Source organism: Thalassobaculum salexigens DSM 19539, assembly GCF_000423805.1.
Taxonomy (GTDB): domain Bacteria; phylum Pseudomonadota; class Alphaproteobacteria; order Thalassobaculales; family Thalassobaculaceae; genus Thalassobaculum; species Thalassobaculum litoreum.
This window is the reverse complement of record NZ_KE384095.1, coordinates 574,562-590,340: the sequence shown is the minus strand read 5'-3', so window position 1 is coordinate 590,340 and position 15,779 is coordinate 574,562. Positions and strand designations below refer to the sequence as shown.

The 15,779-nt window shown below is 69.6% G+C and carries 16 protein-coding genes; 8 read left to right on the top strand and 8 right to left on the bottom strand.

Annotated elements, in window-relative coordinates:
- Positions 1 to 239 precede the first annotated feature (239 nt).
- From ubiA to G578_RS27890, 3 genes are all read left to right on the top strand, one after another.
- Entirely contained in the window at positions 240 to 1,190 is a 951-nt protein-coding gene (gene ubiA / locus G578_RS0123205) for a 4-hydroxybenzoate octaprenyltransferase (protein ID WP_051245202.1), read from the top strand.
- A gap of 5 nt (positions 1,191 to 1,195) precedes the next feature.
- Positions 1,196 to 1,870: a class I SAM-dependent methyltransferase gene (locus G578_RS0123200; protein WP_028796261.1), complete on the top strand. Its 675-nt coding sequence runs from the start codon at positions 1,196 to 1,198 to the stop codon at positions 1,868 to 1,870.
- Between the two features lie 126 nt (positions 1,871 to 1,996).
- Positions 1,997 to 2,446, top strand: a complete 450-nt coding sequence (locus G578_RS27890; RefSeq protein ID WP_051245201.1) for a cyclic nucleotide-binding domain-containing protein — start codon at positions 1,997 to 1,999, stop codon at positions 2,444 to 2,446.
- Here the strand turns inward: G578_RS27890 and G578_RS28825 are convergent.
- Entirely contained in the window at positions 2,439 to 3,173 is a 735-nt protein-coding gene (locus tag G578_RS28825) for a hypothetical protein (protein ID WP_051245200.1), read from the bottom strand. The genes G578_RS27890 and G578_RS28825 overlap by 8 nt on opposite strands.
- A gap of 87 nt (positions 3,174 to 3,260) precedes the next feature.
- On the opposite strand from G578_RS28825, the gene G578_RS0123185 reads away from it, so the two are divergent.
- Genes G578_RS0123185 through G578_RS27880 form a run of 3 tightly spaced genes read left to right on the top strand, consistent with a single transcriptional unit; the run spans position 3,261 to position 5,529 of the window.
- A complete protein-coding gene (locus G578_RS0123185) occupies positions 3,261 to 4,142 on the top strand; it encodes an alpha/beta fold hydrolase (RefSeq protein WP_028796260.1) in 882 nt (293 codons plus the stop codon).
- A gap of 4 nt (positions 4,143 to 4,146) precedes the next feature.
- On the top strand, positions 4,147 to 4,836 hold the full coding sequence (locus G578_RS0123180) for an RraA family protein (protein WP_028796259.1): 690 nt from the start codon (positions 4,147 to 4,149) through the stop codon (positions 4,834 to 4,836).
- Positions 4,837 to 4,869: 33 nt separating this feature from the next.
- A complete protein-coding gene (locus G578_RS27880; protein WP_051245199.1) occupies positions 4,870 to 5,529 on the top strand; it encodes a c-type cytochrome in 660 nt (219 codons plus the stop codon).
- Positions 5,530 to 5,814: 285 nt separating this feature from the next.
- On the opposite strand, the gene G578_RS27875 is transcribed toward G578_RS27880, so the two are convergent.
- From G578_RS27875 to fabA, 3 genes are all read right to left on the bottom strand, one after another.
- Positions 5,815 to 6,642 (bottom strand): enoyl-ACP reductase FabI, encoded by an 828-nt coding sequence (locus G578_RS27875; RefSeq protein WP_245565678.1) that lies wholly within the window; start codon positions 6,640 to 6,642, stop codon positions 5,815 to 5,817.
- 87 nt (positions 6,643 to 6,729) lie between these two features.
- Positions 6,730 to 7,953: a beta-ketoacyl-ACP synthase I gene (gene fabB / locus G578_RS0123165; protein WP_028796258.1), complete on the bottom strand. Its 1,224-nt coding sequence runs from the start codon at positions 7,951 to 7,953 to the stop codon at positions 6,730 to 6,732.
- Between the two features lie 11 nt (positions 7,954 to 7,964).
- Entirely contained in the window at positions 7,965 to 8,492 is a 528-nt protein-coding gene (fabA, locus tag G578_RS0123160) for a bifunctional 3-hydroxydecanoyl-ACP dehydratase/trans-2-decenoyl-ACP isomerase (RefSeq protein ID WP_028796257.1), read from the bottom strand.
- Positions 8,493 to 8,720: 228 nt separating this feature from the next.
- Here fabA and irrA point away from each other — a divergent pair, with 228 nt between their 5' ends.
- Positions 8,721 to 9,149 (top strand): iron response transcriptional regulator IrrA, encoded by a 429-nt coding sequence (gene irrA, locus G578_RS0123155; protein ID WP_028796256.1) that lies wholly within the window; start codon positions 8,721 to 8,723, stop codon positions 9,147 to 9,149.
- A 36-nt stretch (positions 9,150 to 9,185) separates the two neighbouring features.
- The gene (locus G578_RS0123150; RefSeq protein ID WP_028796255.1) at positions 9,186 to 9,608 is read left to right on the top strand and encodes a rubrerythrin family protein; all 423 of its coding nucleotides are present in this window, start codon (positions 9,186 to 9,188) and stop codon (positions 9,606 to 9,608) included.
- A gap of 70 nt (positions 9,609 to 9,678) precedes the next feature.
- Here G578_RS0123150 and mutL read toward each other — a convergent pair whose 3' ends face one another.
- The 4 genes from mutL to G578_RS0123130 all read right to left on the bottom strand — a co-directional run bounded on the left by mutL (position 9,679) and on the right by G578_RS0123130 (position 15,677).
- Positions 9,679 to 11,559 carry a DNA mismatch repair endonuclease MutL gene (mutL, locus tag G578_RS0123145; RefSeq protein ID WP_028796254.1) on the bottom strand — a complete coding sequence of 627 codons (1,881 nt, stop codon included), beginning with the start codon at positions 11,557 to 11,559 and terminating at the stop codon, positions 9,679 to 9,681.
- A gap of 47 nt (positions 11,560 to 11,606) precedes the next feature.
- Positions 11,607 to 12,914 (bottom strand): glucose-6-phosphate isomerase, encoded by a 1,308-nt coding sequence (locus G578_RS0123140; protein WP_028796253.1) that lies wholly within the window; start codon positions 12,912 to 12,914, stop codon positions 11,607 to 11,609.
- 64 nt (positions 12,915 to 12,978) lie between these two features.
- Positions 12,979 to 14,319, bottom strand: a complete 1,341-nt coding sequence (locus G578_RS0123135) for a M16 family metallopeptidase (protein WP_038015752.1) — start codon at positions 14,317 to 14,319, stop codon at positions 12,979 to 12,981.
- Positions 14,320 to 14,324: 5 nt separating this feature from the next.
- Entirely contained in the window at positions 14,325 to 15,677 is a 1,353-nt protein-coding gene (locus G578_RS0123130) for a M16 family metallopeptidase (RefSeq protein WP_028796251.1), read from the bottom strand.
- Positions 15,678 to 15,779 lie beyond the last annotated feature (102 nt).

The window sequence follows — 15,779 nt, the reverse complement described above, 5'->3', positions numbered from 1 at the left end:
GATTTATGCCGGGGCCTACTCCTGGATGCGCTTCACCTTTCGGGTTCGGGGCGGCGGATGGGTGGGCCCCGGCATAAATCCGGGGAGTGAATGGTGTCCGGGGAGTGAGCGGAGGAGGTGAGCGAAGGGATCTCGGGAGTGCGTACGGGGCGGGCGTGCCGTGAGGCAAGGCGCCCGACCCGCGATACCCCGCGCACGGGCGGTTTCGCGGCGCCACCAACTCGCGTATGACTGCCCGCATGAGCGGCAGCAATCTGAACCGGGATCTCACCGGCGCCAGCGACATCCCCCAGGGCAACTGGGTGGACCGGTGGCTGCCCGCGTCCTGGCGGCCCTATGCCCGACTGGCCCGGCTCGACCGGCCGATCGGCACCTGGCTGCTGTACCTGCCCTGCCTGTGGGGCCTGGCGCTGGGCTGGCAGGCGATCGGCGCGCCCGCGGCGACGGCGACGCTGCTGGAGATGCTGCGACTGGTCGTGCTGTTCACGGTCGGCGCCCTGGTGATGCGGGGCGCGGGCTGCACGGTCAACGACCTGTGGGACCGCAAGCTCGACCAGCAGGTGGCGCGGACCGCCGACCGGCCGATCGCCAGCGGTGCGATCTCGCCGCGCGCCGCCCTGGTCTTCCTCGCCGTCCAGCTGTCCATCGGCCTGGCGATCCTGCTGCAGCTCAACCAGCCGTCCTGGGCCATCGGAGCGGCGGTGCTGGTGCTGGTCTTCCTCTACCCAGCGGCCAAGCGGGTCACCGACTGGCCCCAGGCCGTCCTCGGCCTGACCTTCAACTGGGGCGCCCTGCTCGGCTTCGCGGCGGTGACGGGGACCATCTCCCCGGCGTCCCTGCTGGCCTATGCCGCCGGGTTCTTCTGGACCCTGGGCTACGACACGATCTACGCCCATCAGGACAAGGAGGACGACGCCATCGTCGGCGTGCGCTCCTCGGCCCTGGCGCTGGGGCCGAAGACCAAACCGGCGCTCGTGGGCTTCTACACGCTGACAATCGGCCTGCTGGCGGCCAGCCTGTGGACCGCCGGGCTCGGACCTCTGGCCTATGCCGGACTGGCCCTGGCCGGACTGCATTTCGCCCGCCAGATCCGGGTCACCGACCTGGACGATCCGCAGGCCTGCCTGCGCACCTTCAGATCGAACCGCGACGCCGGCCTCCTGATCGCCCTTGCCATCGTGCTCGGCTAGACCGGATGGGCGATCCGTTCGCGTTCGTCCGAGCGAACACCCTGCTGAAACCGCCCAGCCTCGTGCCCGAGCTGAAGCTGCACCTGGCCGACAAGGCGGTGCCGCTGTGGGAGCTGACCGAGGAGGAGCTGGCGGAGAAGGATCTGCCGCCGCCCTACTGGGCCTTCGCCTGGGCCGGGGGGCAGGCCCTGGCACGCTACATCATCGACCATCCGGAAGTGGCGGCCGGCAAGCGGGTGCTGGACTTCGCCTCGGGCAGCGGCCTGGTCGGCGTCGCCGCCCTGTGGGTCTCGGCCGCCCATGTGGTCGCCAACGACATCGACGCCTTCGCCATCGCCGCGATCATCCTGAACGCCGAGGCCAACGGGGTCGCCGGCGGGCTGGAGACCGTGCGCCGCGACATGCTGGACGAGCCGACCCTGGCCGCCGATGGCGGGCCGCTGTTCGACCTCGTGCTGGCCGGGGACGTCTGCTACGAGCTGCCCATGTCGAACCGCACCATCGGCTGGCTGCGCCGCCACGCCGCGGCCGGCGCCACCGTGCTGATGGGCGATCCCGGCCGCAGCTACCTGCCGGAGAGCGGCCTGACCAAGCTCGCCGAGTACATGGTCCCGACCCCGCGCGATCTGGAGGACAGCGACCTGCGGCGCACCATCGTGTGGCGGGTCGAGTCGGCCTGAGCGGCTCACGCCCGGCTCACGGGACGGTGACACCAGCGGCGCCGAACGTGCGTTATCCCTGGCTCCGGCCGTCACCACCTCCATCGGACGATCTTCCGTTGGAGCAACCGGACGGGGAGAGAGCGGATGCGCAAGGGCAAAATCCTGGATCGCCGGGTCTACCGGCCGGGACAGACTCTGTTCCACGAGGGCGATCAGGCCTGGGCCGCCTTCCTGATCGAGAGCGGCGAGGTGGAGATCCTGCGCAGTGCGGGCGACCGTCACGAGGTCGTTCTGGCCACTGTGGGCGCCGGCGAGCTGATCGGCGAGATGGGGCTGATCGACAAGTGCCCGCGCAGCGCCACCGCCCGGTCGGTCGGGATGACCGTCGTCCAGGTGATCAACGAACAGAACTTCAGCCGCCTCCTGGCCAATGCCGAACCGGGACTGGTCGCCCTGCTCAAGGTGCTCCTGCGCCGGCTGCGGGCCTCCAATGAAACGGTCAGTGCCCAATCCTGCCTGATGGCCGAAAGCCGGCCGGTGGCGGAACGGTTCGACCGGGACGGCGACGACGAGATCCGGCCGACCGTCAACTGATCGGATCACCTCCGGCGCGACCGGGACGAAACGCCCCGGCCGCCAGCTTGGCCGTCAGCCGCTTGCGGCGCAGCAGCCCGGTGGGGCCGATATGGCCATGCAGCCAGCGCTCGAAGGACGCCGTGCTGCCGGCCTCGCGATGCAGGCGCTCCAGGACCTCGCGCTGGGTGAGGGCCGGAACCCGCCTGCCGGTCGCGGGCACGGCGGCGAGCGGCACCATCGCGCCGTCGAAGCTCAGGCATCCCCGCAGGGCATTGTAGACCAGGGCCCGTGCCGGCGCCGGCCCGTCGGCGGTCACGATCTCCAGCGCCTGTTCCTCGCGGGCGTAGTTCACGCCCACCGCCTCGGTGGCGTCCATGCGCCGCATCGCCGCCGCGTCGAGCCAGGTGACCCAGAGCTCCACCTCGGTGCCGGGGGCGGGGGCGAGGGTCGCCGGCACCGCGCCATAGCCCGCCATATGGGCGGCGTGGACCACGTCCAGGTCCCGGGCCACCAGCCGGGTGACCGGGATCGCCGTCTCCATGCGCTCGAACTTGCGCGCGAGCTGAAGCGGCGCACGGTTGGAGCCCACGGCGATGACCGGGGTCAGATGATCAGTCCGCAGGTCGGCCGGCAGCGGCTCGGCCCGGCCCCCGCGGAACAGGAACGGTTCCGGATGCGCCGCGTAGGGATAGTCCGTCGCCCGCGCCAGGGCCGCATTCCGGCCGCCGCGCCGGTCTTCCGCCATTCGCTCCTCCCTGTTCGCGTCCATTCCCGTACTGGAACCCCGTGCCCAGACGTAGCATGGTTATTACCGGGATTGAGGGAGAGTGGCATGTTCGAAGGCTTCAGCACCGACCGGATCACCGTCGACGAGGCGGAGCTTCACGTCCGGATCGGCGGGTCGGGACCGCCGGTCCTGCTGCTGCATGGCTTTCCCCAGACCCATGTGGCCTTCCACCAGCTCACCCCGCTGCTCGCCGACCGCTTCACGCTGGTGATCCCGGACACGCCCGGCTATGGCGCCTCGCGCGGCCCCGAGCCGAGCCCCGAGACCTTCTCCAAGCGCAATCTGGCCAAGCTCTGCGCCGGGCTGATGACCGCGCTAGGCCATGACAGCTTCCACCTGGCCGGGCACGACCGCGGCGGCCGGATCGCCTACCGCATGGCCCTGGACCTGCCGGAGCGGGTGCGCAGCTTCGCCGCCCTCGACATCTTGCCGACCCTGGAGAACTGGCGTCGCATGGACTGGCGCTCGGCCCTGGGCGGCTATCACTGGCTGCTGCTCGCCCAGGACGACCCGTTCCTGCGCCGGATGGTGGGGGCGGACGGCCCGGGCTATGTCCGTCACCTGATCGACCGCTGGGCCGGCCACCGCGACCGGCTCGACGATGCGGCGGTGCAGGCCTATTGCGACGCCTACCGCGATCCGGCCGTGGTCGACGCCATGTTCGCCGACTATCAGGCCGGGGCGACGGTGGATTTCGCCCTGGACGAGGCCTCGCTGGAAGCCGGCAGGCGTATCGCCTGCCCGACCCTGCTGGTCTGGGGGTCGCGCTACCTGAAGGAAAAGGACGAGCGGCATCTGGACGTCTGGCGCCGCTGGGCCGACGATGTGGAGGCCGTCGCCCTGGATTGCGGGCATTTCCTCGCCGAGGAGGAGCCCGCCGCCTGTGCCGAGGCGATGGCCGCCCTGTTCACCCGCGCGGAGACCTGACCGCATGCTCGAAGATCCTCCCATCCTCACCGTCCGCCGGAAGTTCCCGCGACCGAGCGAGGCCCAGCTCCGCCGCTTCCGCGGCGCCTACACCGCCCAGGTGGTGGACGCCATGGAAGGGCGGGGCGGCATGACCCCGGACATCAAGCCGCAGATCCCGCCGGCGGTGTCCATCGCCGCCCCGGTTCTGACCGCCTTCGCCCATCCGGCAGACAACCTGGCGCTCGCCGCTTGTCTGGACGTGCTGCAGAAGGGCGACGTGATCGTCTGCGCCGCCGACGGCTACCGCCAGACCGCGCTGACCGGCGATCTGCTGTGCGGGATGCTGCGCAATGCCGGCGCCATCGGTGTCGTCACCGACGGGGCGATCCGCGACCAGGACGGAGTCGAGGGTATGGGCCTGCCGGTGTGGCACGGCGGCGTCACCCCGAACTCGCCCGCCCGGGTCGGTCCCGGCACGGTCGGGCTCGACATCCTGTGCGGCGGCGTCGCGGTGTCCTCCGGCGATCTGGTGGTGGCCGACCGCGACGGCGTCGTCATCGTCCCCCACGACCGGATCGACGATGTCGCCGACCGGCTCGACCAGGTGCGCGCCGGCGAGGCGGCGATGGAGGCCAAGGTGCGCGCCGGACTTGCCCGGCCGGACTGGCTGGACAATGTTTTCGGGACGCCGAAGGTGCGCGAGGTCGACTGACGCGCGCCACGCGATAGGAGGCGGAGGCAGCCCATGCGCGATCCGAAAACCGCCCGTCGGGACCGACGGTCCCGCTTCGAGCAGCGGCTGCGCGGCCGCATCCCCAAGCCGCCCGGACGGGCGATCGATCCGGCCCGCGGTCAGGGCCGGTTTGCCGATGACGAGGACGACGCCCCCACTCCGGGACGCGGCGGCCTCGTCGGCGGCGTGGTCAACCGGCTTGGCCCCAAGGGCCGGTTCCTGGCCGCCGCGGTGGTCATCGGCGCCCTGATCACGGCCGGCGACCTGTTCTGGGAGCGCTACACCAATCAGACGGCGATCTCGGCCGACCACGCCAACGCGGCCCAGGTCGGCCTCGGCCACAGCCTGTACGATCAGCACTGCGCCTTCTGCCACGGCGCCGATCTGGCCGGGAAGCCGGGCTGGGACGGAGATTTTCCGGATGGCGGGCGCCCACCGCTGCCCCTGGAGGGCACGGCGCCGATCTGGCGGCTCAGCGACCGCGACCTGTTCGACGTCATCAAGTTCGGCGGCCAGCCCTTCTCGCCGCCGAGCTACCGCAACGAGATGCCGGCCTTCGAAGCCGACCTGGCCGATGCCGACATCTGGGCGATCATCGCCTTCATCAAGTCGCGCTGGCCCGAGGACGTGCATACCCGGCAGAAGGAAGCCGCGGCGGAGCAGGGCTCATGACGCCTCCCACTCAAACGCGCGTTTCTATCCTGTGACCGGACAAGCGATGGATCCGCCGGGGCACACATCCGGACGTCGGACTCGTTGCCCCGGCACAAGGCCGGGGAGTGCGGGATGTCGTGAGTGATTGCAAGCACCGCTCCCCTCTCTCGCCCAGCGTCTTCCCGGCCTCGAGCCGGGAGCCAGGGCGGGACCGATGGAGCGCTTGATCCAGACCCTTCGGCACGGGGACGTCCGGACCCCGGCGCCGGGCCGGGGAGACGGGAAGGAGGCGGACGAAAGCCCTCAGCCTTCGCCCTTGTTGCCCTCGCGGCGGCTGGGATGCGGGATGGCGACCGAATGGAACCCGCCATCCACATGCACGACCTCGCCGGTGACGCCGGAGGACAGGCGCGACAGCAGATACATGCCGGTACGACCGACCTCCTCCAGCGCGGCGTTGCGGCCGAGCGGGGCGGCGTTCTCGGAGAATCGGAAGGTGTAGCGCGCATCGGCGATCGCCGAGCCCGCCAGGGTACGCATCGGGCCGGCCGACAGGGCGTTGACGCGGATCCCGTCCGGTCCGAGATCGGCCGCCAGATAGCGCACGCTCGCCTCCAGCGCCGCCTTGGCCACGCCCATGACGTTATAGTTCGGCGTGCTGCGCTCGGCCCCGAGATACGACAGCGTCAGCAGGCTGCCGCCCTCGCTCATCAGCGGTGCGAGACGCTGGGCCAGGGCCGTGAACGAGTAGCAGGACACGTCCATCGTGTTGATGAAGTTGGTCCGGGACGTGTCGTAGTACTTGCCCTTCAGCTCCGCCTTGTCGGAATAGGCGACGGCATGCAGGGCGAAGTCGAGACCGCCCCAGCGGTCCTTGATCTGGGCCACGACGGCGTCGAGCGACTCATGGTCGGTCACGTCGCACGGCAGCACGATATCCGCGCCGACCGACTCCGCGAGCGGTCTCACCCGCCGCTCGATGCTCTCGTTCTGATAGGTGAAGGCGAGCTCCGCGCCGTGTTCCGCGAGGGCGGCTGCGATCCCCCAGGCGATCGAGCGGTCATTGGCCACGCCGATGATGAGCCCGCGCTTGCCGGCCATGATCGGCTGGGGGGAGGGCGAATCTGACATCGGGCTCCTGTTCCTGAAATGCCCCGGCGGTGCGCCGGGATCGCGGAATTTGCGTGGGCGGCGAACCGAAGGGCGCCGCCCGGTTGCTCAGACGTCCGCCCGTCGGAAGGCGAGGACGGCGTTGGTTCCGCCGAAACCGAAACTGTTCGACAGCGCGACGTTGACTTCCTGGTCCAGCATCGGCGCCCGCACGATCGGCATGGACTCCGCCTCCGGTTCCATCGAGTCGATGTTGATCGAGGGCGCGATGAAGCCGCCATTCATCATCAGCAGCGTGTAGATCGCCTCGTGCACGCCGGTCGCGCCCTGGCTGTGACCGGTCATCGACTTGGTCGAACTGATGTAGGGGATCTTGTTCTGACCGCGGAACACCTCGGAGATCGAGCTCAGCTCGACCATGTCACCGACGGGCGTCGAGGTGCCGTGGGTGTTGATGTAGTCGACCGGATCGTGGACGTCGGTCAGCGCCAGCTGCATGGCCCGCAGCCCGCCCTCGCCCGACGGCGCGACCATGTCGGCGCCGTCCGACGTGGCGCCGTAGCCGACCACTTCGCCGTAGATCTTGGCGCCGCGCGCCTTGGCGTGCTCGAGCTCCTCGAGCACCACCACGCCGCCGCCCCCGGCGATGACGAAGCCGTCGCGGCTGACGTCGTAGGGGCGCGAGGCCTTCTCCGGCGTCTCGTTGTACTTGGAGGACAGCGCCCCCATGGCGTCGAACAGCACGGACAGGGTCCAGTGCAGCTCCTCGCCGCCGCCGGCGAAGACGATGTCCTGCTTGCCGTACTGGATCAGCTCGGTGCCGTTGCCGATGCAGTGGGAGCTGGTCGAGCAGGCCGAGCTGATCGAATAGCTCAGGCCCTTGATCTTGTAGATGGTCGACAGGTTGGCCGAGTTGGTCGACGACATCACCCGCGGCACCATGTACGGGCCGACCCGCTTCGGGCTTTTCTCCCGCGCGGTGTCGAAGGCCTGCATCATGTTCCGGGTCGACGGACCGCCGGAGCCCATGACCAGCCCGGTGCGCGGATTGGAGATGTCCGAGGTCTCAAGACCGCTGTCGGCGATCGCCTCTTCCATGGCGAGATAGTTATACCCCGCCCCGTCGCCCATGAAGCGCAGCAGCTTGCGGTCGATCCGGTCCTCGAGATTGAGCTTCAGCGAGCCGTGCACATGGCTGCGGAACCCCATCTCCTTGTACTCGGGAGCAAAGGTGATGCCCGAGCGGCCGATCTTGAGTGATTCGGTCACCTCGGCCTTGTCGTTGCCAATCGGGGAAACGACACCGACACCGGTGACGACGACGCGTCGCATTTTATTCTCCGTCAGGCCAGGGCCGCCGCCGGATTGGCGAACAGGCCCACTCGAATGTCCTTGGCTTCGAACACCCGTTCACCGTCACAGTCCACCCATCCATCGGCGATGCCGAGGAACAGCTTGCGGCTGATAACCCGTTTCAGGTCGAGATGATAGCGGACCTTTTTCGCGGTCGGCAGAATCTGGCCGCTGAACTTGACCTCGCCGACCGACAGGGCGCGCCCGGAGCCCGGACCGCCGAGCCAGCCGAGCGTGAAGCCCAGCAGCTGCCACAGCGCGTCCATGCCCAGGCAGCCCGGCATGACCGGGTCGCCCTCGAAATGGCAGGCGAAGAACCAGAGATCCGGCTTGATATCGAACTCGGCCTCGACCTCACCCTTGCCGTTGGCACCGCCGGTCTCGGCGATATGGGTGATGCGGTCGAACATGAGCATCGGCGGCAGCGGCAGCTGCGCGTTACCGGGACCGAACAGGCGCCCGTGGGCGCATTCGAGCAGATCCTTGTAGGAGAAGCTGCTCCGCTTCTTGAAATCCAATGCCGGCCTCGCCGTCCGTGGGTCCGTCAATCCACCGGGAATACGCTCCCCGCATTCCCGGCGCTCTGAGCCACGACCTCCCGTCGGGCTCAATCGGACCAAGCAAACCACATCGCACCCGAGCTTGCAAAGGGCATGGATTGCCAATTGTCGGTCTTCATGATAATCGTTTTGTTTCAACGCTTTTGGAAGCCCTATCGGTCGGTTCCGCGAGCGAGAACACACAGGATGCGCGTCATGACGTCACGACCGTTCGCCGCTGCCGTGGACACATTGCGCGGAGCCGGACTGCGTCCGACGCGCCAGCGCCTTTCCCTCGCCCGTCTGCTTTTCGACGGCGCCGACCGGCACGTGACGGCGGAGCAGCTGCACTCCCAGGCGGAGCGCGACGGCGTGCGGGTCTCCTTGGCGACGGTCTACAACACCCTGCATCAGTTCACCGATGCCGGCCTGTTGCGCGAGGTCGTGGTCGAGGCGGGCCGGTCCTATTTCGACACGAACACCCAGGGTCACCACCATTTCTTCGAGGCGGAGACCGGGCGTCTGATCGACATTCCGGCCGACCAGGTCTCCATCGGCAGCCTGCCCTCGGCCCCTCCCGGCGCGGAGATCGAGCGGGTCGACCTGATCGTGCGCGTCAGGAAAGCCGCCGGCTGACGTCTCTTCCGGCCCGCCTCCGACCGGAGCATGCCCATGACCGACCTCAAGGGGTCCAAGACCGAGGCGAACCTGAAGAAGGCTTTCGCCAGCGAGGCCCAGGCGAATCGGCGCTATCTCTATTTCGCGCTGACGGCGGATATCGAGGGCTATAACGACATCGCCGCCGTGTTCCGCTCCACCGCCGAGGGCGAGACCGGCCATGCCCACGGTCATCTGGAGTTCCTGGAGGAGGTCGGCGACCCGATGACCGGCGCGCCGATCGGCGATACCGGCGCCAATCTGAAGGCGGCGATCCTCGGCGAGACCCACGACGCCACCGAGATGTATCCGGAGATGGCCCGCATGGCCCGCGCCGAGGGCTTCGAGGAGATCGCCGACTGGTTCGAGACCCTCGCCAAGGCGGAAACCAGCCACGCGGGACGCTTCAAGAAGGCGCTCGACTCGATGGAGGGGTGACCCTTCCACCCCCCTGAGCCGTCATCCCGAAACGATTCAGGATGACGGGCTTTAATTTACCGCCGGCAAATTACCGCCGCCCGAACAGCCGCTCGATGTCGCTGAGCTTCAGCTCCACATAGGTCGGGCGGCCGTGATTGCACTGTCCGGAATGCGGGGTCGCCTCCATCTGGCGCAGCAGGGCGTTCATCTCGTCGGCATTGAGCCGCCGGCCCGAGCGCACGGAGCCGTGGCAGGCCATGGTGCCGCAGACATCGGCCAGCCGGTCCTCCAGGGATAGGGCCGCATCGGCCTCCGCCAGATCCTCGGCCAGGTCGCGGACCAGCCCGGCGGCGTCGGTCTGGCCGAGCAGAGCCGGCACCTCGCGCACCACCACGGCACCGGGGCCGAACCCCTCCAGCACCAGGCCCAGCGCCTCAAGCTCCGGCGCGCGGGAGACCAGCCGGTCGACGGCCGCTTCCTCCAGCTCGACCACCTCGGGCAGCAGCAAGGCCTGACGCGCCACGCCACCGGCCGCCAGCGCCTCCTTCATGCGCTCGTAGACCAGCCGCTCATGGGCGGCGTGCTGGTCGACGATGACGAGACCGTCCCCCGTCTGGGCGATGATGTAGTTGGCGTGCACCTGCGCCTTGGCGGCCCCCAGCGGATGGTCGGGGTCGTGCTCCACCGGCATCGGGGCGCCGGTCTCGACCCGGGCCGCCGGGGCGCTGTCGAAGGCGAAGCCGCCGCCCGATCCTCCCCTGTCCGGTGCCTGCCAGGCGGCCTGGGCCTCGGCGAGACCCTGGGAGGGATGCGACGGATGATAGGTGGCCCAGGACGCGCTCGCCCCGGAATGCGGCCGCGGATAGCCGCCCTGGTAAGGCCCCTGATGCGGACCCTCCTGCGGCCGGAACGCGCCCAGGGTGGCGGTGCCGACGGTGGTCGAGGCCCGGTGCCCGGCCTCGGCCAGGGCGTGCTTCAGCGCACCGACGATCAGGCCGCGCACCAGTCCGGCATCGCGGAACCGCACCTCGGTCTTGGCCGGATGGACGTTCACGTCCACCTCCTCGGCCGGCAGCTCCAGGAACAGCGCCACCATCGGATGGCGGTCGGCGGAGATGAAATCCATATAGGCGCCGCGCACCGCCCCGAGCAGCAGCTTGTCGCGCACCGGGCGGCCGTTCACGAACAGGAACTGCTGGGCGCTGGTCCGCTTGTGCAGGGTCGGCAGGCCGGCATGGCCGGTCAGCCGGTATCCGGCGCGCTCGGCATTGACCGGCAGCGCGTTGTCCTCGAACTCGCGGCCCAGGATGGCGCCCAGACGGGCCAGCCGCGCCCGGTACGGGTCGTCGCCGATGGCGAGATCCGGCGCGGCGGCCAGGTCGAGCAGGGTGCGGCTGCCGTCGCCCAGCGAGAAGGCGACCTCCGGATGGGCCATGGCGAGGCGCTGGATGATCTCCACCGCATGGCCCTGCTCGGTGCGCGGGGCCTTCAGGAACTTCAGACGGGCCGGGGTGGCGAAGAACAGGTCGCGCACCTCCACCCGCGTACCGGCGGTCAGCGCCGCCGGTTCCGGCGGGCTGAGGCGACCGCCTTCCACGCGGATCCGCCAGGCGGTGTCGCCGCCGCGGGCCCGCGAGGTGATCGACAGCCGGCTGACCGCGCCGATCGACGGCAGCGCCTCGCCCCGGAAGCCGAGGGTCGAGATATGCGTCAGGTCGTCGTCCGGCAGCTTGGAGGTGGCATGGCGCTCCACCGCCAGGGACAGGCCGTCGGCCTCCATGCCGCAGCCGTCGTCGGACACCTGGATCAGGCTGCGCCCGCCCTCGCGCAGCACGATGTCGATGCGACGGGCGCCGGCGTCCAGCGCGTTCTCCACCAGTTCCTTCAGGGCGCTGGCCGGCCGCTCCACCACCTCGCCGGCGGCGATCTGGTTGACCAGCGTCTCCGGCAGACGCCGCAGCGTCGGCATCGGGGACGCGGCAGAGGTCTCTGCAGCGTTGCCGGCCCCTTCGGGCATCAGGTCGCCTCGCGCAGGAACTGCCGGGCGAGCACCTTGCTCTCCTCGACCGCCGGCTGGTCGAAGGCGTCGATGCCGAGCATCTGGGCGGCGGCGATGGTCTCCAGAATGAACTGCATCATCAGCCCGCCCATCACCTCCTCGTTCAGGGTGTTGAAGCGGATCACCCGGGTCGGACAGCCGTTCCTGATCAGGGTGTCGATGGTCGCCCGCTGCTCCGCCGCCATCAGATCGCCCATGGTGCGGCCGACCAGATAGTCCAGGGACTCCGCGGCGCTGCCGGCCACTTCGGCGCGCACCTGTCCGCCGCGACCGCGCGGATCGCTGCAGATCACGGTGAACAGCTTGTCGCGCGGCCCGGCCAGGTAGAGCTGCATCTGGCTGTGCTGGTCGACGGCGCCGAGCGCGTTGACCGGGGTGGTGCCGTGACCCTCCTTGCCGAGGCTCTCGGCCCAAAGCTGGCGGAACCAGAAGGACAACCGGTCGAGCCGGTCCACATAGGGCAGCAGGACGGTCTGGCTGATCCCGTGGTCGCGGGCCAGCGCCACGTTGATCGCGGCCCCGGCGATGGCGGGATCGTCCAGCGGGTTCTCCGCCGACAGGGCGGCGTCCAGCATGGCGGCAGCCCCCCGGCGCACGCCTTCCACGTCGACCCCGGCGATGGCCGCCGGCAGCAGGCCGGTGACGGAGAGCGCGGAGAACCGGCCGCCCACCTTGGGATCGTGCTCCAGGCAGAACAGCCCGTGCTCCGAGGCGATGCGGCGCAGCGGGTTGTCGGTCGCCTCGGCGATGCAGGTGATGTGGGTGCCCAGATTCTCCTTACCCAGCCGTTCGGTCAGCCGGTCGATGACGATCAGCAGCTGGGTCAGGGTCTCCGCCGTGCCGCCGGACTTTGAGATCGCCAGAAAGCCGGTGCGGCCCATGTCCAGCCGCGCCAGCCGCGAATCGAAGCCGATCGGGTCGATGTTGTCGAGGAAGTGCACCCGCGGTCCGGTCACCCCGCCGCCGTCGACCAGGGCGCAGAGGGTCGCCCCGCCCAGGGACGATCCGCCGATGCCGAGCACCACCACGTCGTCATAGAGCGAGCGGTAGCGGTCGACGATCGGCTTCCAGGCGACGATGTCGTCGCGCCGGCGCGGCAGGGTGAGCACCGGCAGGCTGCCGTCGTCGAGGCGCGCGCGGATGAACGCCAGCGCCGTCCTGCCGGCCTCACCCATGGCCTCGAACGTGTCGCGCGGCAGCCCGGCGGCGGCCTTATGCGCGAAGCAGGCGTCTATGTCGTTGGCGATCGGCAGGTCATGCAGCATCCGGCTCTCCTCTCCCCTTAAGGTAGTCGATCGCCGCCCCTGCCGTCATCCGTGCTCCGGTACGTCAGCCGCCGGACGCGGGCGCGGACGCCGACCCGGCGGGCTCGATCCCCTCGGGTTGACCGGCAACGACCACGGTCAATTCCTTCGCGCGATAGAGTTTCGCTGCCACCCGGCGGGCGTCGGCCAGAGTGATGCCGCCATAGATCTCCTCCAGCCGGTCGAGATAGTCGATCGGCCGGTCATTCTCCTGCAGCGAAACCAGAATGGAGGCGATGCCATCCGAATCGGTCAGGCTGAGCGGGAAGGAGCCGAGCAGATAGGTGCGGGCGTCGTCCAGTTCCTCCTGGGTCGGCCCCGTCTCGGCCATGCGTTCCCATTCCTGCCGGACCAGCGCGACCGCCTCGGCCACCCGGGCGTTCTGCGAGGCGAGGCCGCCCATGATCATCGGCGAATGGTCCAGCGGCAGCAGGTAGGCCCACACGCCGTAGACCAGGCCGCGCTTCTCCCGGATCTCCTCCATTAGCCGCGAGCCGAAACCGCCGGCCATCACCCGGTTGAGCAGGTTGGCGGTGTACCAGTCCGGGTCCTCGTGCTCGATGCCGGCCTGGCCGAACACGACCACGGACTGGGGGATCTTCAGGTCGACCACGATTGTCTCGCCGGTGTGCACCGGCACCGTGTCCTCGATCGCCGGCGCCTTGGAGGCTTCCGGCAGGCCGCCGAACACCGTGTCGAGCAGCTTGCCCAGCTCCTCGGCATTGATGTCGCCGACCGCACCGACCACCAGATCTTCGCGCGCCAGCACGGCATCGGTGAACGCCCGCAGGTCGTCGGCCGTCACCGCCGCCACGCTCTCCAGGGTGCCGTCGCCGGACCGGCCATAGGGATGGTCGGGGAAGCTTGTGGCCCACCAGGTACGGCCGGCGATCGTGCGCGGGCTCTGCAGGTCGCGGCGCAGGGAGGCGACCACCTGGGCGCGGATCCGCTCCACCGGCTCCGGGTCGAAACGCGGCTCGGTGAGGGCGAGGCGGAGCAGATCGACCGCCTTCTGGCGGGTTTCGGTCAGGGTGACCATGCGGCCCGAGAACCGGTCCGAGCGGCTGTCGAAACGGATGGTGATCGAGTTGTCCGCCAGGGCCTTCTGGAAGGCCTGGGAATCCAGATCGCCCGCCCCTTCGTCCAGCAGGCCGGAGACCAGGCGGGCCCGGCCCTCCTTGCCCTTCGGGTCGGCGGATTCGCCGCCGCGGAAGGAGAAGTTCAGGGACAGGATCGGGTTGCGGTGGTCCTCCACCAGCCAGGCCTTGATGCCGCCCGGGCTGGTGACCGGCTGGATCTCCAGGGCCAGGGCGCCGCCGGGAGCTAGGACGAGGACGCAGAAGACAAGTCGAAGAAGGCTTTTCATGGCGCTCAGCTCCGGGGCTCGGGGCGCAGAATGCTGGTGACGGAGTGCGGGTCGACGATGACCGCGCGCAGGGCCGTCACGACGGCGTCGGGGGTCACGGCCCCGATCCGCTCGGGCCACTCCTCCACATCGGCGATGGTGCCGCCGGAGGCGAGCTCCGCCCCGAACAGCCGGGCGGGGGCGAGGGAATCGTCGCGGGCGAAGACCGCGCTGCGCTTCATGCGCGTGACCGCCGACTCGACCTCCTCGGCGGTGACCCCGTCGCGCAGCATGCGGGCGATCTCCGCCTCCATCGCATCTTCGAGCTCTTCCACGCTCACGTCGGCGCGGGGGCTGGCATAGACGGCGAAGGTCTGCGGTCCGAGCCCGGAGGGTCCGTATCCGGCGCCGGCATAGACCGCCTTGGCCTGCTCGACCACCAGGGCGCGGTACAGCCGGCTGGTGGAGCCGCCACCGAGGATCTCGGCCGCCACCTCCAGGGCCGGCGCCAGGTCGGTGTCGCCCCAGACCTGGCCGGGGGCGATCCAGCGGCGCGACCAGGTCGGCTGATCGACCCGGGGATGGGTGCCCTCGATCCGCCGCTCGGCGAGCTGCGTCGGCTCGCCGCCGCGCAGGGCGACCCGATCGGGGACCTCGCGGGCGGGGATCTGGCCGTAGGTCTTCTGCGCCAGCCGGCGCACCTCGTCCGGGGTCACGTCGCCGGCGACCACCAGCACGGCGTTGTTCGGCGCGTACCAAGTCCGGTAGAACGCCTCGGCATCCTCCTGGGTCAGAGCGGCGACCTCGTCCTCCCAGCCGATGATCGGGATGCGGTAGGGATAGGCCAGATAGGTGGCGGCCATGACCTGTTCGCCGTGCAGCGAGGACGGGTCGTTGTCGATGCGCGACCGGCGTTCCTCGCGGACCACCTCGAGCTCCGGAGCGATCTGGTCGGCCGGCAGCTTCAGATTGGCCATCCGGTCGGATTCCAGCTCCATCATCCGGCCGAGATGCTGCTTGGCGACGTTCTGGTAGTAGCCGGTGTAGTCGTAGGAGGTGAAGGCGTTCTCCTGGCCGCCGATGCGTTTGATGATCGCCGAGAACTCGCCCGGGGCCACCGTATCGGTCCCCTTGAACATCAGGTGCTCCAGGAAATGGGCGATGCCAGACTTGCCCTTGGGCTCGTCGGCGGCGCCGACCTTGTAGAACACCATGTGGCTGACCACCGGGGCGCGATCGTTCTCGACCACCACCACCTGAAGCCCGTTCGCCAGGGTGAAGGTGGTCGGGTCGAACACCGCCGCGCGCGCCGGCGCGGCCAGGGCGACAAGCAGGGTCAGGAGGCCGAGAAGACGACCGGTCGCTAAGGGAAATCGCATTGCCGAATTTCTCCGTCCGGACAGCAGGCACGCGTCAGACATGGCGGCCCACGATCCATTCGTCAAACCGCCCTGACGGAAACCGGAGATCCCGCACCCTCT